The following is a 17,771-nucleotide window of genomic DNA, read 5'->3' on the forward strand; positions in this document are numbered from 1 at the left end:
TAGAAAGGAGAGGACCGGAATGAGCGAGATTGCAGCCTGCACTTTGATTCAGGAAGAGCCCGACCGCAAGACAGAGCAGTACACTCCATTATAGAAAGGGGGGATCTGTTTGGGCGAAGAAACTTTGAATCCCCGTGATGCGTACCGTGTGATGCTCCGGGATTACCCGGATGTGCTGAACATCGACCAGATGTGCGAGATATTGAGCGTCAGCACAAAAACCGGGTATGCGCTTTTGAAAAAGGGGAGCATCCAGCATTTGAAGGTCGGACGCTCCTACCGCATCCCCAAGGCACATCTTTTGACTTATCTTATCGGATTCGCACCCGGTCACACCATCCGGGCGTGACATCCTTGCATTCTCTCCTGCCGTTGGGTACACTGATGGTGTCAGCGGCAGAAGTTACATATTCAGGTGGATGCAAAGACAGGAGGAAACATTATGGTAGCAGGGCATCTGCAAGAAAAAAACGACTTCTACTACATCGTTCTGAGTTACAAGGACGCAGACGGAAAGCGAAAGACCAAGTGGGAAGCCACCGGTCTGTCCGTCAAGAGGAACAAGAAGAAAGCCGAAGCTCTTTTGCTGGAACGTCGGAGGAACTTCATGGTTCCCACCGCACCTGCGGAGATCCGCTTGGACGATGACATTCTCTTTTCGGACTTCATGCTGAAATGGCTGGAAGTCACGAAAAGCTCTGTCCAAATCACGACCTATGCCAGCTATCAAGGAATGGTGGAGCGCATCATCGCTCCCTATTTCCGCAAGCGCGGCATCAAGCTGGTAGACCTGAAAGCCACCGATTTGCAGGATTTCTATACCAAACAGCTTGAACGGGTCAAGGCAAATTCGGTGATCCATTACCATGCAAACATCCACAAGGCATTGAAGTATGCGGTCAAGATCGACCTGATCCCCACCAATCCGGCAGATAAGGTCGAGCGTCCGAAGAAGAATGCGTTCAAGGGCAGCTATTACAGTGCCGAAGAGATCCATGCTTTGACGGAGGTCGCAGAGGGCACCAAGCTGGAGATCCCGGTTCTGCTGGCATCCTTCTACGGCCTGCGCCGCAGCGAGGTGCTGGGGCTGAAGTGGGATGCGATCGACTTTGAGGAAAACACTCTGGAGATCAAGCACATCGTTACGCAGGCATCCATCGACGGCAAAAAGGTTCTGGTACAGGCAGACCGTGCAAAAACGAAGTCCAGCCTGCGGACGCTGCCTCTTGTGCCGCCCATCCGTGACCGCCTGCTGATGCTGAAAGGTCAGCAGGAAACCTACCGCCGCCTGTGCGGTAAAAGCTACAACCGGGATTATCTGGGCTATCTGTGTGTGGACGAGATCGGGAACATCATCCGCCCGAACTTCGTGACGGAGCACTTCGACTGGCTGCTGACCAAGTACGGGCTGAAGCACATCCGTTTCCACGATCTGCGCCACAGCTGCGCCAGCCTGATGGTGATGAACGGCGTATCTATGAAGCAGGTTCAGGAATGGCTGGGGCACAGCACCTTTTCTACCACCGCTGACATCTACGCACATCTCGATTACAAAAGCAAACAGGGGTCTGCTGGGGTCATTGCGAACCTTCTGGGAGAATCCAAGCTCCCCAAATAATCATGGATTTATCGTTCATGTATAAAGCATACTGTGATGAGGGAAAAGCGGTCTTTCTTTGCTTGATGCAAAAGAAAAAGTCGCAAATTCGTTTGAATCTGCGACTTCTGGCGGAGATGGTGGGATTCGAACCCACGTGCCCGATTAAGGACAAAACGATTTCGAGTCGTTCTCGTTACGACCGCTTCGATACATCTCCAAGTATATTTTCATGGCAAATTTACGATTTGTATATCGCAAATCGGCCTTGAAACTTGGAACAGTTGCTGTTAGAATATTGTTAGAAAACGCATCGTTCAGACAGGTTCCGAAGCCTGTCAGGACATCAAAATTGACGTTCCCTCATGTGATATGGAGACATCCGGCGAAGCATCCACTTGGATTTCGAGTCGTTCTCGTTACGACCGCTTCGATACATCTCCCTATTCACTTCGCGCTTCGGAGCGGCGGGCAGAAGCTGCCAAAGCCGCTTGATAGCCCTATTATTATAACAAAGTTCCCGCTTTCCGTCAACTGGTTTTCTTCTGCGTCTGCCGGGTATATTTTCAAGGGCTGTGCGGCATCCTGTGAAAAGCAGCGGCGTCGTTGCGCCTGCACTTGACAGATGCCGTGATTTCTGGTAATGTATCCAAGCTTGGCAAAAGTTTAACGATTTGGCCCGGCAGCTTCTCCCGGCGGGAGAGGTTTTGGAATGAATGGAGCCGCCGTGGGCGGCAGAAGAGGGAAAGCAACCTATGAACAACGTCAATTTACGCAAGATCGCCGTCATCGGCTGCGGCTTCGTCGGCTCGGCGTCCGCCTTTGCGCTGATGCAGAGCAAGCTGTTCTCGGAGATCGTCCTGATCGACGCAGACCACGCCAAGGCCGAAGGCGAAGCCATGGACATCAGCCACGGCATCCCCTTTGTGGGCAACATGAAGATCTATGCCGGCACCTACGATGATATCGTGGATGCCGCCATCATCGTCATCACGGCAGGCGCAGGCCAGAAGCCCGGCGAGACCCGGCTGGACCTCGTGCACAAGAACCTGAACATCTTCAAGAGCATCATCCCGGAGATCGCCAAGCGGGAATGCCGCGGCATCCTGCTGGTGGTGGCGAACCCGGTGGACATCCTGACCTATGCCGCCATCAAGCTGTCCGGCTTCCCGGAGCAACGGGTCATCGGCTCCGGCACCGTGCTGGACACTGCCCGCCTGAAGTATCAGCTGGGCGAGCACCTGTCCGTGGACAGCAAGAGCGTCCACGCCTTCATCATCGGCGAGCACGGCGACAGCGAGATCGCGGCCTGGAGCAGCGCCAACGTCTCCGGCATCGCACTGGACGATTTCTGCGAGATGCGCGGCCACTACAACCACGACCAGTCCCAGGAGAACATCGCGGAGAAGGTCAAGAACAGCGCCTACGAGATCATTGAGAAGAAGCGCGCCACCTACTACGGCGTCGCAATGGCCGTCAAGCGCATCTGCGAGGTCATCATCCGGGACGAGAAGTCCATCCTGCCCATCTCCTCGATGATGCACGGCGACTTCGGCGTGGACAATGTCGTTCTGAGCATGCCCGCCGTGGTGGGTGCCGACGGCCTCGAAGAGCTGGTCCCCATCGCACTGAGCGAGAAGGAATCCGCCGATCTCCGGAAGTCCGCAGACACCCTGCGCGGCATTCTGGACGAGTGCGGGATCTGATGCAAGCCTGAAAACGGCTCCGGCAGCTGCCGGGGCCGTTTTCTTCTGCACAAAAGCGGACCGGTCGTTGGAATTTTCACAAAATATTACTATTTTGACGCGATTTTGTACAAACGTTCCGGAGGCTTCCTGTGATATACTAATCTCACAACGAGGTCTGCACCGCAGACCCACACAGAGAAAAAACTGAGAAGGAGTCGTATCAATGAGAGAGATCATTTCCTTGAACGAAAACTGGACCCTGTCCTTCCCCAAGGGCGACCATGTGACGGAGCAGGTCAACCTGCCCCACACCTGGAACGCTGTGGACGGCAACGACGGCAACGGCAGCTACCTGCGCACCACCGGCGTTTACACCCGCACCTTCGAGCAGCCCAAGCAGCCCCGTGAGGGCGGCCGCACCTATGTTGAGGTGCTCGCTGCTGCGCTGAGCGCCACCGTGAAGGTCAACGGCACGGTCGCCACCACCCATGAGGGCGGCTTCTCCATCTTCCGTGCCGATGTCACCGATCTGTGCCACGAGGGTGAGAACGAGCTGACCATCGAGGTCTCCAATGAGGACACCCCGTCCATGTACCCCGCTTCCGCCGACTTCACCTTCTACGGCGGTCTGTACCGCGGCGTCAACCTGATCAGCGTGCCCAATGCACACTTTGATCTGGACTACTACGGCGGCCCCGGCATCATGGTCACCCCGGTCCCCACGGAGGACGGCGGTGCAAACTTCACCATCAAGAGCTTCGTCACCAACCCCGCTGACGACCTGACCGTTCTGTACAGCATCGAGGACTGCTTCGGCCGCGAGGTCGCTTCCGCTGTCCGCGGCTCTGCCGAGACCGAAGTCACCATCTACGTGCCCGATGCACAGCTGTGGAGCATGGACGAGCCCAATCTGTACACCGTCACTGCGACCCTGCAGCGCAACAACGAGGCCGTCGATGAGATCTACGCCAACGTCGGTGTCCGTTCCTTCAAGGTCACGCCCAACGAAGGCTTCTCCATCAACGGTGTGCCCACCCCGCTGCGCGGCGTTTCCCGCCATCAGGACCGCGTGTTCGAGGGCAACGCGCTGACCCCCGAAGAGCACTATGAGGACGCCATGCTCATCAAGGAGCTGGGCGCCAACACCATCCGTCTGGCACACTATCAGCACAGCCAGGACTTCTACGATGCCTGCGACGAGATCGGTTTTGCCGTCTGGGCTGAGATCCCCTTCATCAGCGTCTTCAAGAAGGGCGAGGGCGCACACACCCACGTCATGGAGGAGATGAAGGAGCTCATCATCCAGAACTACAACCACCCCTCCATCATGTTCTGGGGCATCTCCAACGAGATCCTGATCGGCGGCATCTCTCAGGAGCTGGTGGACACCCACCACGATCTGGAGAAGCTCTGCAAGGAGCTTGACCCGACCCGTCTGACCACCATTGCACACGTTTCTCACACCCCCGTGGACGGCCCCATGCACCACATCACCGACCTGGAGAGCTACAACCACTACTTCGGCTGGTACGGCGGCAAGATGGAGCAGAACGGCCCCTGGCTGGACAAGTTCCACGCCGACCACCCCGACATCTGCATCGGCGTTTCCGAGTACGGCTGCGAGGGCATCATCAACTGGCACAGCAACACGCCGGAGTGCAAGGACTACACCGAGGAGTATCAGGCACTGTACCACGAGCACATGGCACAGGTCTTCGAGGACCGTCCCTGGGTGTGGGCTTCCCACGTCTGGAACATGTTCGACTTCGGCTGCGCTGCCCGTCATGAGGGCGGCGTGAGCGGCCGCAACAACAAGGGCCTCATCACCATGGACCGCAAGACCAAGAAGGACAGCTATTTTGTCTATCAGGCTTACTGGACCCAGACCCCGATGGTCCACATCGCTGGCCGCCGCCACGCACAGCGCGCAGGCGAGACCACCGAGATCAAGATCTACTCCAACCAGGACACCGTCGTTCTGTACGTCAACGGCAAGGAAGTCGGCCAGCAGACCGCGCACCGCGTCTTCAAGTTCGACGTTGCTCTGAACGAAGGCTTCAACACCATCCTAGCTGTGGCCGGCGATGTGAAGGATTCCATCACCCTGGAGAAGGTCGCCGAGGAGCCCGCTTACTACACCCTGCCGGAGTTCAACGAGCGCCAGGAGGGCGTTGCCAACTGGTTCAAGCAGGTCGGCAGCCTGGATCTGGACCTCAAGGCTCCCATGGAGTTCCCGGAAGGCTACTACAGCATCAAGGACAACATGGAAGAAGTCTCCAAGTGCCCCGAAGCCTTCGCCCTCGTTGCCAAGGTCGTGAAGCTGACCACCAACTTTGATGTGAAGCCCGGCTCCGGTATGTGGGATATGATGAAGACCATGTCCCCGGAGAATCTGGGCAACGTCATGGCTCTGCCCGATGGCTTCCTGGAAAGCCTGAACGCACAGCTCATCAAGATCAAGAAGGTCTGAGCGTTCCCGGATAGAACCCAAAGTTAAAGCCCCATAAAACCGCCCCGGCAGATGCTGTGCAGCACCTGCCGGGGCATTTTGTCGTTCTGTTCGGATGCTCCTGAGAGGGGAGACCGCAACGCCAAAAGCCCGCAGCTTTCGCTGCGGGCTTTTGGTGTTTCTTCGAAAAGAAAGGAGGTAAATGAGATGAATGAATAGAGGGAAATGTCGTAGAAAGTTCAGCCGCTCAGCGCTTTTTCTTGTGCTGAGCGCGGGGTTTTGCCGAGGCGGCAGAGGTCTTGGTGCTGCCGCTGGAACGCCGCTGATGAAGATACTTGGCCACCGAGGGCGCAACGATCGCAAGGATGGCCAGAATCACGATGACCTGCAGATCAGGCAACTCGTGATTGGTATTGAACAGGGTCTGCAAAACGTTGCTCATAAAACTGTACCTTTCCGGTCCCGGCGGAACCGCTCAGAAGAGGTGGGGGTCACAGCCAGATGCTGCCGTTCTCGTCCGGCTTCATGGGGGCCGCGATGACAGCATCCACGATGGTCATGGCTGCCGAGAAGCCGGTCCAGAAGGTGGCCAGATACAGCACCCCCAAAACCGGGCGCTTGGCGTAGAACTGGTGCGCCCCAAAGGCCCCCAGAATGCAAAGGCGGAGATACTTTTTCCGGTTCACCTCATGGCGCTGGCGGTTTTCCTTCCAATAGAAGTAATGTTCGATGGAATTCCAGATAAAACCGTGGTCGGGGTCTTTTGTCCATTGGGTATTTGCCATTGTTGTACCTCTGTCTTTGTCTCATAAAATCGGGAAAGCCGCCCACTGTGCACGTAGCCGGTGAGCGGTCTTTCCCATGGGATGTAGTTTCCGCAGAATCAGAAAGCGTGGCAGCTTGGATTATGCGTTTTCAGCCATTGCCTTCATCTTGATGGCAGCAACTTCGTCCTGGATCTCAGCCATCTTCTCCTTGGTCAGGGGATAGAACTTCATGGCGATCAGGTTGCACAGCAGGCCGATCATGATGATGCCGCTGTAGCAGAAGGCGCAGCCGATGCGGAGCTTCATGGTAGCCACGTCGCCCTCAACGGGGTTGTGGTCAGCGAAGCCGCACATGGTGAACATGACACCGGCGATCATGGGAGCGAAGGAGGAGACCAGCTTATCGACGAAGCTGAACAGGGTGCCCATCAGGCCGGGAACGTACTTGCCGGAGCGATAGACCTCGTAGTCGGCGCAGTCCGCAGTCATGGGGATGACGATGTTGCCGGAGATGCCCTGGAAGCCTGCGTAGATGATGCTCAGGCCAACATGGAGGATCAGGAAGTAGCCCCAGTTCAGGGTGCCCTTAGCGGGGTCAGAGGTCATGGTGGTGGGGTCGCCCAGCAGCCACAGGGCGATGGTCAGAGCGTTGACGACCAGACCGCCGACGGAGCCGATGATCATGGCCTTGCGCTGGCCGAACTTGGTAGCCACCAGAGAGATGGCCAGGAAGGTGACGATGACGCTGGGGATGGTGGTCAGAGCGGTCACGTTGCCCTGCAGAACGGTAGAACCGGCAATGCAGGCGAACATAGCAACGGAGACAGCGCTGGTACGGGCAGAGGAGCCCAGCTTATCGGTAGATGCGGACAGGATCAGCATCTGGATGGCGCGGTTGTTCTTCAGGGTATCCCAGTAATCCTTCAGGCCGACCTTGACCGGCTTGCCGGTGCCAAAGAACTCCGGACGGTCCTTCGGGGCGATGGCGATGACAGCCAGCAGGGTGAAGATACCGGAAACAATGGCGGTCATGACCCACAGGCTGTGGAAGAACTGGGTGGAAGCATAGCCGCCGACATCCTTGTAGCTGTTTGCCATATTAGCAAACACAACCGCCAGACCAGCGAACAGAACGGTGTTGAACACGCCGTCGAAGGAAGCGAACATGGGGCGCTGCTTGGGGTCGTTGGTCATGCAGGACTGTGCAGACTTGGTAACGACGCACTGGCAGGTGTAGCCCAGATAGTAGATCATCAGGACCACAACGTAGAAGGGGAAGCGGACTGCCTGCGGCAGCTGGTGGGTGACGTGGAACAGGATGAAGCTGGTCACGGCCAGAATGATATTGCCGATGACGATGAACGGGCGGTTCTTACCGAACTTGCCGTTGGTCTTATCGACCATGAAGCCGACGAACGGGTCGGTGACACCGTCCCAGATGCGCATGATCATGCTCAGGGAAGAGGCCATCATCATGCCGACGCCGACCCAGCCCATCAGGTAGTAGGTAGCGTAACCCATCATCAGCATGTACAGGTTGGTAGCCGTGTTGTTCAGTGCAAAGCATGCGATGCGCCACAGCGGAACGCGGTGGATGCCGTTGTGCTCGTAGTCTTTGTCGTAGTACTTATCCGGCAGACTTCTCGTTTTTGCCATTTCGTTTTCTCTCCTTAATTTGTAAACAAGGCGTTCTCCGTTTTTGCCCCGTTTGGAAACCGCACCTGCCACTGTGCGGCACATCGGGACTTTATGTCCTTATTATGAACGATATTTTGAAATTCTGTTAGTAATATTTTGAGGTAAAACAGGACGATTTTACTATTTTGAAGCAATTTTCACAACTTTCCAAAAACCTATTGGTCAAATTGCACATGGCATTGATATACTAGTACAGCACATTGCCAGTTTTCTCCGCCTGCATGGATCTACATGGAAAAGAATATTAGGAAAGTGCGGATTTTTCCAAAAATTTTTCTAATCCCTTTCTGGGGTCTGCCATTATAATATAGGTATCACGAACCCCACCGCAGACGGCGTAAAATAAAAAGGAGAAATCACATGGCAACGAAAGCATCCCAGCGCGTCCAGCGCTATGTCAACGCAAACGGCCCCACCATCGGCACGGTGGAGCGCCGGGTCATCGAACAGGACGGCCTCTATTTCAAGGATATCGACGGCACCGGCACCGTCAGCGCCGTCAACGACTGGCGCCTTGCCCCTGAAGAGCGCGCCGAAGCCTATGTCCAGACCCTGACCACCAGCGAGAAGATCGGCCAGCTGTTCACCTCTGATTGGCGGATGGGCCCCAAGTACCCCTCGCCCCGTCTGGCCGCCAACGGCCACAAACCTGTGGGCGATGACTCCGGCCTGCTGGATGAGGCACCGGTGGACGTTTCCGACAGCATCTTCGGCCATCAGGCGCTGCCCAGCACCTCCGACATGGTCAAAAAGTGCTTCAACCGCCATGTCATCCTGCGCGAGAACCCCACCCCCGAAGACCTGGCCGACTATCTGAACCAGCTGCAATACCTGACCGAGACCTGTGAGCATTTCGTGCCCATGCAGGTCATGTCCAACAGCCGCAACGAGAACGGCGAGGTCGTCTTCGGCATGAACGATGCCGCCGGTGTCTTCGCCACTTGGCCCGGCACTCTGGGCATCGCAGCGGCCGTCAAGGGCACCGCCCGCATCGACATCATCGACAAGTTCGCCGACACCATCCGCCGCGAGTGGAACGCCTGCGGCCTGAAGAAGGGCTACATGTACATGGCCGACTGCGTCACCGACCCCCGTTGGCAGCGCACCTTCGGCACCTTCGGCGAGGACCCGGAGCTGATTGAGGAGATCTTCGACCACCTCATCCCCGGCATCCAGGGCGGCAGCAACGGCGTCACCCCGGACGGCGTGTCCGTGACCGTGAAGCACTTCCCCGGCGGCGGTGCCCGTGAGAACGGCTTCGACCCCCACTATGCAGCAGGTCAGTGGAACATCTACGCCACCCCCGGTTCCTTGCAGAAGTACCACATCCCGGCCTTCCGTGCGGCCATCCGCCACAACGCCGAGTCCATCATGCCCTACTACTCCAAGCCGTCCGCTGAGAAGAGCGCCCCGCAGGAGGACTTCGAGGGCAACCCCATCGCGCTGAATCCCTATGGCTTCGCTTACAACAAGGTCTTCATCGACGGGATGCTCCGCAGCCAGATGGGCTTCAAGGGCTACATCAACTCCGACACCGGCATCGTCCACAACATGTGCTGGGGCGTCGATATGCTGGATGAGCCGGAGCGCATCGGCTACGCCGTCACCCAGAGCGGCGTGGACCTGATCTCCGGTCTGCTGGACAATGCGTTCGGCGAGGAGAGCTACGCCCGTGCTACCAACGGCTACTACGACACCCACGAAGTGCCCGCAGGCTTCCGGAAGGAAGACCTTGTCCTGACCGACGAGAGCCTGAACCGCGCCGTCCGCCGCACCCTGACCGAGCTGTTCCGTCAGGGCATGTTCGAAGACCCCTATGCAGACCCCCGGAAGGCTGCCGAGGTCGTGGCCACCAAGGCCGACTGGGAAGAGGCCAGCCGCGTCCACCGCGAGAGCGTCGTCCTGCTGAAGAACGACGGCACCCTGCCCCTGAAGGATGGCTGCAAGGTCTACGCCGAGGCCTTCGGCAAGAGCGCCGAGGCCGGCGAAGCTGCCACCAAGGCCCTGCGCGAGATGCTGGGCAATGTCACGCTGGTGGCCGACCCCGCCGAGGCCGATGTCGCCCTGCTGATGGTCAGCCCGCAGTCCGGTGCATACTTCAATGCAACGCCGGGCTATCTGGAGCTGGACATCTGCGAAGGCAAGACCGTCTGCAACGTGGATGAAAGCGGCAAGCCCACCGCCGAGACCCATCAGGAGACCACGCTGGTCGGTGCCAGCCGCATCCCCGGCATCGCCGAGGCGGTCCACGCACACGGCGGCAAGGTCGTTTCCAACATCAACTGCCCGCTGGCCTGGGAAGTCGGCAACATCGAAAAAGTCTCCGATGCGCTGACCGTCGGCTTCGATACCTACCCCTCCGCAACGCTGGATGTCCTGTTCGGCCGCTTTGCCCCGGTCGGCAAGCTGCCGCTGACCCTGCCCAAGGGCGACGAAGTGCTGGCCGTCAATGCAGACGGCGTCTGCATCAGCCCCAACGATGTGCCCGGCTACGCCAAGGATGCCTACATGCCCGACTGCATGAAGGACGAAAACGGCAAGGCTTACGCTTACCGTGACGCCGCCGGCAATTACTATGAGTTGAATTTCGGCCTGTCGTATTAAAATATGCGGTGGCCAGCACCTCTTTTCGGGTGCTGGCCGCCCTTTTCATGCAAGGAGAAACCAATGGCACAAACACAGAAAAAACAAGGAGATATGGGCACCGGCAGCATCAAAAAGCTGATGCTGCAGCTCATGATCCCCGCCGTGGTGGCGCAGGTGGTGAACCTGCTGTATAACATCGTGGACCGCATTTACATCGGCCACATTGCGGGCATTGGCGCGGCAGCGCTGACCGGCGTGGGGCTGTTCACACCCATTCTGATGCTGCTGAACGCTTTTGCCATGCTCATTGGTGCCGGTGGCGCGCCCCGCACCGCCATCGCCATGGGCCAGGGAGACAAAGACCAGGCGGAAAAGATCGTCAGCAACAGCTTCACCATGCTGCTGATCTTCTCGGTGCTGCTGACCGTCGTGTTCTATGCCGGGGCACCGGTGCTGCTGCGGCTGTTCGGTGCCAGCGATGCCACCCTGCCCTATGCGCTGGCGTACAGCCGCATCTACATCCTCGGCTCGGTCTGCGTCCTCATCGTGCTGGGCATGAACCCCTTCATCACCGCACAGGGCTTTGCCAAGATCAGTATGCTGACCACCGTCATCGGTGCGGTCATCAACATCGTGCTCGACCCCATCCTCATCTTCCTCTTTGGTCTGGGGGTGCGGGGTGCCGCCATCGCCACCGTGCTCAGCCAGGCTGTGGGTGCCATCTGGATCATCCGTTTCCTCACCGGCCCCAAGACCACCCTCCGGCTGAAGAAAGAGTACCTCAAGCCCGAAGGGAAGATCGTGCTGCCCGTCCTGGCGCTGGGCATCTCCTCGTTTGTGATGCTCTCCACCGAAAGCCTGCTTTCCATCAGCTTCAGCTCCAGTCTGGCGCGGTACGGCGGCGATGTGGCTGTGGGTGCCATGACCGTCATCACCAGCGCATCCCAGCTGGCCAGTATGCCGGTCTCCGGCGTCTGCCAGGGCGGACAGCCGGTGATGAGCTTCAACTTCGGCGCAGGCAAGAAGGCCCGCGTCAAGGAAGCCTTCCGCTTCCAGCTTCTGGTCTGCTTCGGCTACACGGCCATCTTCTGGGTGCTGATGATGCTGGTGCCCGGTGTGGTAGCCGGCATTTTCACCTCGGACACCGCACTGATCCAGTACACCACGTGGGCCATGCGCATTTACATGGCGGGCATTTTTGCCATGGGCTTCCAGATCGCCTGCCAGCAGAGCTTTATGGCGCTGGGGCAGGCTAAGGTCAGCCTGCTGCTGGCCTGCCTGCGCAAGATCATTCTGTTGATCCCCCTCATCTTCATTCTGCCGCACCTGCTGCCGAACCCGGTGTTCGGCGTGTTTCTGGCCGAGCCGGTCAGCGACATTCTGGCCGCCACCATCACCACCATCACCTTCTTTGCCCGGTTCGATAAGATCCTGGACAGGGGCGCGGGCAAAGTTTAAGCAACGAAGAGGAGATCTGTTATGGAAAAGAACGTTCTGAACACCGACCTCACCGGCAAGGTGGCCGTTGTCACCGGTGCCAGCGGCACCCTGTGCTCCATCTTCGCCAGAGCGCTGGCGCGGGCCGGTGCAAAAGTCGCCCTGCTGGGCCGCAACATGGAAAAGCTCAAGGAGCTGGCCGATGCGATCGAGGCCGAGGGCGGCGTAGCCCGCGGCTACACCTGCAACGTCATGAACAAGGCCAACTGCCTGCAGGTGGCCGAAGACGTGCTGGCAGACCTCGGCCCCTGCGACATCCTCGTGAATGGTGCCGGCGGCAACAACGCCCGCGCCAACACCGACAAGGAATACTTCGAGATGGGCGACCTTGACACCGACACCGTGACCTTCTTCGACCTTGACGAGAGCGGCGTGGAGATGGTGTTCAATCTGAACTTCATCGGCACCCTGCTGCCGACCCAGGCTTTCGCCCGCCAGATGGTGGGCCGCGAGGGCTGCAACATCCTGAACATTTCCAGCATGAACGCCTATCTGCCCCTGACCAAGATCCCGGCTTACTCCGGCTCCAAGGCCGCAGTGACCAACTTCACCCAGTGGCTGGCCGTCCATTTCAGCAAGGTGGGCATCCGGGTCAACGCCATTGCGCCGGGCTTCTTCGCCAGCGAGCAGAACGCAAAGCTGCTCTACAAGGAAGACGGCACCCCCACCGCCCGCACCGGCAAGATCCTTGCCGCCACCCCGATGGGCCGCTTCGGCGACAGTGAAAAAGACCTCGTCGGCGCACTGCTGTTCCTGCTGAACAACGACGCCGCCGGGTTCATCACCGGCATCTGCCTGCCCGTAGACGGCGGCTTCTCCGCCTATTCGGGCGTGTAAGACCCTGTAAACGCCTGTCCGGATCGGTTCCGGCTGCCCGGCCAGGCCGAAAAGCATCAAGTCCCATGTCTGCACCGTCACGGTGTCGGCATGGGACTTTTTCATATCCGAAGTGTATCCACCGCTGGCAAGGTGCCGCGCACTGGACTTTATACCAGAAGGGTGCATTTCGGGCAAATTCTCATATATATGAGTGGTCATTCGACCGCGCGTGTGGTATATACTCGGCTTAGTTCAACAAATCGTAATTTGACGGAGGAAAGATGGATGGACATTACTTATGTTTCTAACCGGAAAAAGTTTAATTATAGGGTTTGTGCTATCATTATTTCTAACAACAAAATCCTGGCAATGCACGATGAACGTTCCCCATACTTTTATTTGCCTGGTGGCAGAGTTCAGATGGGAGAAACTGCCGAACACGCAGTTGTTAGAGAAGTAGAGGAAGAACTGAATATCACACCTAAAATTATTCGTCCTTTATGGCTGAACCAAAGTTTTTTCACTGAAGATGTTGATAAGCTGAATTACCATGAAATCTGTATCTATTATCTGATGGACATTTCCGAAACAGGATTATTGGAAAAAGGAGAACGGTTTACACTCTATGAAGGTCACCATATACATGACTTTGAATGGCTTGCATTTGAACGGTTACAGGATGAATATTTCTATCCTATATTTCTGAAAACAAACATTTACAATCTTCCCAAACAATTCACTATCAGGACAGAATATGAATAATCATGCAACTTCCAGTTTGAGAGGATAAGGGCAATGGAATTTAAGTTGATTTCCATAGCAAGCATAATAGCTTTTTATGGTTGCTATTTTGTGAAAATGTTCCATCAAAAAAAGCAGGGAATACAGACAGACCAAATCGGAAAGAACAAAGTTGGTTTTGTGAAATTCGTGGAAATCACCATGAAGATTGCGGCTATTCTTGTTTTTATAGCGGGGCTTTCCAGTATTTTTTTTGAAACGGAGCATAGCCCTGTTTCCGTTCGGATTTTTGGAGCGATACTGAGTGTTGCGGGAACGGCTATATTTATCGTTGCGGTATGGACGATGCGTGACAGTTGGCGAGCAGGAGTGTCCAAAACCGATAAAACGGAGCTTGTGACAAACGGCATTTATCAAATCAGCCGCAATCCCGCCTTCCTGGGATTTGACCTTTTATATATTGGCACACTATTGATGTTTTTTAACTGGATTTTGTGCTTCCTAACGGTATTTGCGGTCATCATGTACCATTTGCAGATTGTCAATGTCGAAGAAGATTTTTTATTTGCCACATTTGGAAATGAGTATCTGCAATATAAGAAGAAAGTTTGTCGCTATATTGGCAGAAAGCGATAACTTCCAGTTTGCCGCACTTGTTTCCGGCAGGACAGGAATTTTTAAGAATTGAAACGTTGTGACCGCAGGACGCTCCCTGCTCTTACAAACAGCAGAAAACCAGAACTGCACAGCTGATCCAGCTGAGCGTTCTGGTTTTCTTTCTATCCGTTCAAACGGCTGTTTTGTGAGGCCTGTATGTTCCCGCTTATTGGTTCGCCAGAAGAATGGCCAGCACGGCTTTCTGCACGTGCAGGCGGTTCTCGGCTTCGTCAAAGATCTCTGGTGCGTGCTGCTCGAACACTGCCGAGGAGATCTCCTCACCCCGGTGGGCGGGCAGGCAGTGGAGGAGCATCGCGTCGGGCTTTGCTCCGCTCAGCAGGCCGCTCGTGACCTGAAAGCCCGCGAAATCACGCAGGCGGCGTTCGCTCTCCGGTGTGCCGGGGGCGGTGTTCCAGGCCGCCGTCACGACCACGTCGGCGTCCTTCACGCCCTCGGCGGGGTCAGTGAGGAGATGGAACTTCGGGCCATACTTGTGGGCGAACATCAGCACATCCGCCGCCGGGCGGTAGCTCTGCGGGCAGACGCAGGTGACCTGCATCCCAGCCAGCAGTCCGCCCACGATGAGGCTGTTTGCCATGCTGCTGCCGTCGCCGACAAAGCAGAGCTTCCGGCCCGCAAGGCTGCCCCGGCGCTCCCGAATGGTCATCAGGTCGGCCAGAACCTGGCAGGGATGGGCGTAATCCGTCAGGCCGTTGATCACCGGCACACCGGCCAGCTCGGCAAACTCTTCCAGATCGCTCTGGCGGTAGGTGCGCCACACCACGCAGTCGTAGTAGCGGCCCAGCACCCGGGCGGTGTCCTTGAGGGGCTCGCCGCGCCCGGCCTGCAGCTCGGCGGTGTTCATGTAGTTGCCCAGACCGCCCAGCTGGTACACACCCACCTCAAAGCTGGTGCGGGTGCGGGTGGAGTTTTTGGAGAACATCAGCGCCACGCTCCTGCCGTGCAGCAGCGGTGCCGTGCCTCCGGCCTTCTGCTCCGCCTTGAGCCGGTCGGCCACATCGAGGATGTGGTGCAGCTCTTCGGGGGAGAGGTCGCTCATTTTCAGCAGATTTTTCATGCCTGCTCCTTCGGAGACTTCTGGGCCATCTCGCTCAGCACTTCGTTCAGGATGGCCAGTGCCTTCTCGACATCATGTGCCGTCAGGGTCAGCGGCGGCAGCAGGCGCAGGCGGGTCTTGGCTGTCAACACCAGCAGGCCCGCTTCGCGGCAGGCGGCGAGGACGTCCGCCGCCCGGACATCGCCGAAAAATTCGACGCCCACCATCAGGCCGATGCCGGAAATGCTCTTGACATGGGGCAGCTTTGCGATGCCCGCGCGCAGCTGGACGGCACGCTCGTTGACATTGGCAAGGAAGCTCTGGTCCATGCGGTCCACCACCACGTTGGCACCGGCGCAGACCACCGGGTTGCCGCCGAAGGTGGAGCCATGGGTGCCGGGGCCCATGCCCTCGGCTACCTTTTCGTTCATCAGCACTGCGCCGATGGGCAGGCCGCCGCCCAGACCCTTGGCCAGCGTGACCACGTCCGGCTTGAGGTTGTAGTGCTCGCAGCACAGGAAGGTGCCGGTGCGGCCCACGCCGGTCTGCACCTCGTCCACGATGAGCACAAGGTCTTTTTCGTCGCAGAGCTTGCGCACGGCCTGCACGTAGTCCGGGTCCAGCGCCATCACACCGCCCTCGCCCTGAATGAGTTCCAGCATCACGGCGCAGGTTGTGCGGTCCACCAGCTCCTCCAGCGCTTCGATATCGCCTGCCGGAGCATACAGGAAGCCCTCGTTGAAGGGGCCGAAGTAGTTGTGGAACACCTCCTGACCGGTGGCGGTCAGGGTGGCGATGGTGCGGCCGTGGAAGCTGTTCACCAGCGTGATGACCGTGGTGCGGTCCTTGCGGTAGTGGTCCACACTGTACTTGCGCGCGGCCTTAATGGCACCCTCGTTGGCCTCGGCACCGGAGTTGCCGAAGAAAACCTTGCTCATGCCGGTGCGCTTGCACAGCTTTTTGGCCAGCTTGCCGCAGGGCGCGGTGTAGTAAAGGTTAGAGGTATGCTGCAGCTTGTGGGCCTGCTCCGAGACGGCCTCGGCCCAGTCCAGATCACAGTAGCCAAGGCTGTTCACGCCAATGCCGCTGGTAAAATCCAGATACTGCTGGCCCTCGGGGCCTGCGGCGCGCAGGCCGTGGCCTTTTTCCAGCACAATAGGGTTGCGGTTATAGGTGTGCAGGACGTATTCGTTGTCCCGCTTGATGACTTTTTCAGAATCCATAGGTGTACCCTCCTGTGAACAGAAACTGTGAACAGAAAACCCTCTCAGGCGCTTTCGCGCCAGAAAATGCTGGCAAAGGCTTGAGAGGGTCATTTTTCTTATTATACCGCCTGCACGGCACCTGCGCAATGCTTATTCGCGGTGGCTGCGGCGGTAAAAGCGGGTGCCGGAGCCGCGGTTGGAGAACAGCTCCAGCAGGATGGAGTGGGGCACACGGCCATCGATGATGACCGCCTCGTGCACGCCCTGATAGATGGCATCGGCCATGCCGCCGATCTTGGGGATCATGCCGCCCGCAATGATGCCGGCGGACTTATAGCCCTCGATCTCGGACACCTCCACCTCGGGGATGAGGGTGCTCTCGTCGTCCTTATCCCGCAGCAGGCCCGCGATATCGGTCATGGATACCAGCTTCTCCGCTTTCAGCGCAATCGCAATCTGCGCAGCGGCGGTGTCGGCGTTCACGTTGTAGGCCTGACCCAGATCGTCCATGCCCACCGTGGCGATCACGGGGATGAAGCCGCCGTCCAGCAGGCTTGCGATCAGGGTAGCGTCCACATGCACGATCTCGCCCACATGGCCCAGCTGGGGGTCCAGCTCGGTGCAGCGCAGCATCTGGCCGTCCATGCCGCACAGGCCCACGCCGCGGCCGCGCAGCTTTGCCACCAGATCCTTGTTCACCTTACCGGCCAGCACCTGCTGCACGATCTCCATGGTGGCATCGTCGGTCACCCGCAGACCGTTTGCGAAATGGCTTTCCACACCCACCTTTTTCAGCATCTCGTTGATGGCCGGGCCGCCGCCGTGCACCAGCACCACGCGCACACCCAGCAGGGTAAGGGTGACCAGATCGTTCATGACGGCATTTTTCAGTTCTTCGTTGATCATGGCATTGCCGCCGTACTTTACCACCATGGTCTTTCCGTGATACTTCTGGATGTAGGGTGTCGCCTCAGAGAAAAGGCGCGCCATTTCTTCGTTTTTCATATACT

Annotated in this window: 15 protein-coding genes and 1 tRNA gene; 9 read left to right on the plus strand and 7 right to left on the minus strand. The window is 57.7% G+C overall.

Features of this window, described 5'->3' with window-relative positions; genetic code table 11:
- Positions 1-109 precede the first annotated feature (109 nt).
- A complete protein-coding gene (locus ACNQFG_RS02475) occupies positions 110-349 on the plus strand; it encodes a helix-turn-helix domain-containing protein (RefSeq protein ID WP_370569216.1) in 240 nt (79 codons plus the stop codon).
- Between the two features lie 93 nt (positions 350-442).
- The gene (locus ACNQFG_RS02480; RefSeq protein WP_423405865.1) at positions 443-1,618 is read left to right on the plus strand and encodes a tyrosine-type recombinase/integrase; all 1,176 of its coding nucleotides are present in this window, start codon (positions 443-445) and stop codon (positions 1,616-1,618) included.
- Positions 1,619-1,726: 108 nt separating this feature from the next.
- Here ACNQFG_RS02480 and ACNQFG_RS02485 read toward each other — a convergent pair.
- Positions 1,727-1,817 (minus strand) — tRNA-Ser (locus tag ACNQFG_RS02485).
- A 535-nt stretch (positions 1,818-2,352) separates the two neighbouring features.
- Between ACNQFG_RS02485 and ACNQFG_RS02490 the strand changes: the two genes are divergently transcribed.
- Both ACNQFG_RS02490 and ACNQFG_RS02495 read left to right on the plus strand, forming a co-directional pair.
- The gene (locus ACNQFG_RS02490) at positions 2,353-3,303 is read left to right on the plus strand and encodes an L-lactate dehydrogenase (protein ID WP_097791184.1); all 951 of its coding nucleotides are present in this window, start codon (positions 2,353-2,355) and stop codon (positions 3,301-3,303) included.
- A gap of 205 nt (positions 3,304-3,508) precedes the next feature.
- Positions 3,509-5,755 carry a glycoside hydrolase family 2 protein gene (locus ACNQFG_RS02495; RefSeq protein ID WP_423405866.1) on the plus strand — a complete coding sequence of 749 codons (2,247 nt, stop codon included), beginning with the start codon at positions 3,509-3,511 and terminating at the stop codon, positions 5,753-5,755.
- 226 nt (positions 5,756-5,981) lie between these two features.
- Here the strand turns inward: ACNQFG_RS02495 and ACNQFG_RS02500 are convergent, their stop codons facing one another.
- The 3 genes from ACNQFG_RS02500 to ACNQFG_RS02510 all read right to left on the minus strand — a co-directional run bounded on the left by ACNQFG_RS02500 (position 5,982) and on the right by ACNQFG_RS02510 (position 8,157).
- Positions 5,982-6,176: a hypothetical protein gene (locus tag ACNQFG_RS02500; protein ID WP_207686880.1), complete on the minus strand. Its 195-nt coding sequence runs from the start codon at positions 6,174-6,176 to the stop codon at positions 5,982-5,984.
- A gap of 49 nt (positions 6,177-6,225) precedes the next feature.
- Positions 6,226-6,519: a TM2 domain-containing protein gene (locus ACNQFG_RS02505; RefSeq protein ID WP_097791187.1), complete on the minus strand. Its 294-nt coding sequence runs from the start codon at positions 6,517-6,519 to the stop codon at positions 6,226-6,228.
- A gap of 120 nt (positions 6,520-6,639) precedes the next feature.
- Entirely contained in the window at positions 6,640-8,157 is a 1,518-nt protein-coding gene (locus ACNQFG_RS02510) for an MFS transporter (RefSeq protein WP_423405867.1), read from the minus strand.
- Positions 8,158-8,559: 402 nt separating this feature from the next.
- On the opposite strand from ACNQFG_RS02510, the gene ACNQFG_RS02515 reads away from it, so the two are divergent.
- The 5 genes from ACNQFG_RS02515 (at position 8,560) to ACNQFG_RS02535 (ending at position 14,478) form a co-directional block, all read left to right on the plus strand.
- Positions 8,560-10,803, plus strand: coding sequence for a glycoside hydrolase family 3 N-terminal domain-containing protein (locus tag ACNQFG_RS02515; protein WP_423405868.1), 2,244 nt, complete (start codon positions 8,560-8,562; stop codon positions 10,801-10,803).
- A 63-nt stretch (positions 10,804-10,866) separates the two neighbouring features.
- Positions 10,867-12,243, plus strand: coding sequence for an MATE family efflux transporter (locus tag ACNQFG_RS02520; RefSeq protein ID WP_423405869.1), 1,377 nt, complete (start codon positions 10,867-10,869; stop codon positions 12,241-12,243).
- 21 nt (positions 12,244-12,264) lie between these two features.
- Positions 12,265-13,119, plus strand: coding sequence for an SDR family oxidoreductase (locus ACNQFG_RS02525; protein WP_423405870.1), 855 nt, complete (start codon positions 12,265-12,267; stop codon positions 13,117-13,119).
- 267 nt (positions 13,120-13,386) lie between these two features.
- On the plus strand, positions 13,387-13,863 hold the full coding sequence (locus ACNQFG_RS02530; protein ID WP_423405871.1) for an NUDIX hydrolase: 477 nt from the start codon (positions 13,387-13,389) through the stop codon (positions 13,861-13,863).
- A 33-nt stretch (positions 13,864-13,896) separates the two neighbouring features.
- Positions 13,897-14,478 (plus strand): methyltransferase family protein, encoded by a 582-nt coding sequence (locus ACNQFG_RS02535; RefSeq protein ID WP_249236089.1) that lies wholly within the window; start codon positions 13,897-13,899, stop codon positions 14,476-14,478.
- Between the two features lie 187 nt (positions 14,479-14,665).
- Here the strand turns inward: ACNQFG_RS02535 and argF are convergent, their stop codons facing one another.
- The 3 genes from argF to argB all read right to left on the minus strand — a co-directional run bounded on the left by argF (position 14,666) and on the right by argB (position 17,766).
- A complete protein-coding gene (gene argF, locus ACNQFG_RS02540; RefSeq protein WP_423405872.1) occupies positions 14,666-15,577 on the minus strand; it encodes an ornithine carbamoyltransferase in 912 nt (303 codons plus the stop codon).
- On the minus strand, positions 15,574-16,779 hold the full coding sequence (locus tag ACNQFG_RS02545; protein WP_423405873.1) for an aspartate aminotransferase family protein: 1,206 nt from the start codon (positions 16,777-16,779) through the stop codon (positions 15,574-15,576). The genes argF and ACNQFG_RS02545 overlap by 4 nt, the downstream gene beginning before the upstream one ends.
- A 132-nt stretch (positions 16,780-16,911) precedes the next feature.
- Positions 16,912-17,766 (minus strand): acetylglutamate kinase, encoded by an 855-nt coding sequence (argB, locus tag ACNQFG_RS02550; RefSeq protein ID WP_005938551.1) that lies wholly within the window; start codon positions 17,764-17,766, stop codon positions 16,912-16,914.
- Positions 17,767-17,771 lie beyond the last annotated feature (5 nt).

The sequence above is a fragment of the Faecalibacterium prausnitzii genome, assembly GCF_049532945.1.
GTDB lineage: Bacteria > Bacillota > Clostridia > Oscillospirales > Ruminococcaceae > Faecalibacterium > Faecalibacterium prausnitzii_N.

Bases quoted from the DNA above. Each gene is read 5' to 3' on its own strand.
- argF (WP_423405872.1), bottom strand. From the start codon at position 15,577: ATGAAAAATCTGCTGAAAATGAGCGACCTCTCCCCCGAAGAGCTGCAC.
- ACNQFG_RS02495 (WP_423405866.1), top strand. From the start codon at position 3,509: ATGAGAGAGATCATTTCCTTGAACGAAAACTGGACCCTGTCCTTCCCC.
- ACNQFG_RS02490 (WP_097791184.1), top strand. From the start codon at position 2,353: ATGAACAACGTCAATTTACGCAAGATCGCCGTCATCGGCTGCGGCTTC.
- argB (WP_005938551.1), bottom strand. From the start codon at position 17,766: ATGAAAAACGAAGAAATGGCGCGCCTTTTCTCTGAGGCGACACCCTAC.
- ACNQFG_RS02525 (WP_423405870.1), top strand. From the start codon at position 12,265: ATGGAAAAGAACGTTCTGAACACCGACCTCACCGGCAAGGTGGCCGTT.
- ACNQFG_RS02545 (WP_423405873.1), bottom strand. From the start codon at position 16,779: ATGGATTCTGAAAAAGTCATCAAGCGGGACAACGAATACGTCCTGCAC.
- ACNQFG_RS02515 (WP_423405868.1), top strand. From the start codon at position 8,560: ATGGCAACGAAAGCATCCCAGCGCGTCCAGCGCTATGTCAACGCAAAC.
- ACNQFG_RS02500 (WP_207686880.1), bottom strand. From the start codon at position 6,176: ATGAGCAACGTTTTGCAGACCCTGTTCAATACCAATCACGAGTTGCCT.
- ACNQFG_RS02510 (WP_423405867.1), bottom strand. From the start codon at position 8,157: ATGGCAAAAACGAGAAGTCTGCCGGATAAGTACTACGACAAAGACTAC.
- ACNQFG_RS02535 (WP_249236089.1), top strand. From the start codon at position 13,897: ATGGAATTTAAGTTGATTTCCATAGCAAGCATAATAGCTTTTTATGGT.
- ACNQFG_RS02520 (WP_423405869.1), top strand. From the start codon at position 10,867: ATGGCACAAACACAGAAAAAACAAGGAGATATGGGCACCGGCAGCATC.
- ACNQFG_RS02480 (WP_423405865.1), top strand. From the start codon at position 443: ATGGTAGCAGGGCATCTGCAAGAAAAAAACGACTTCTACTACATCGTT.
- ACNQFG_RS02505 (WP_097791187.1), bottom strand. From the start codon at position 6,519: ATGGCAAATACCCAATGGACAAAAGACCCCGACCACGGTTTTATCTGG.
- ACNQFG_RS02530 (WP_423405871.1), top strand. From the start codon at position 13,387: ATGGACATTACTTATGTTTCTAACCGGAAAAAGTTTAATTATAGGGTT.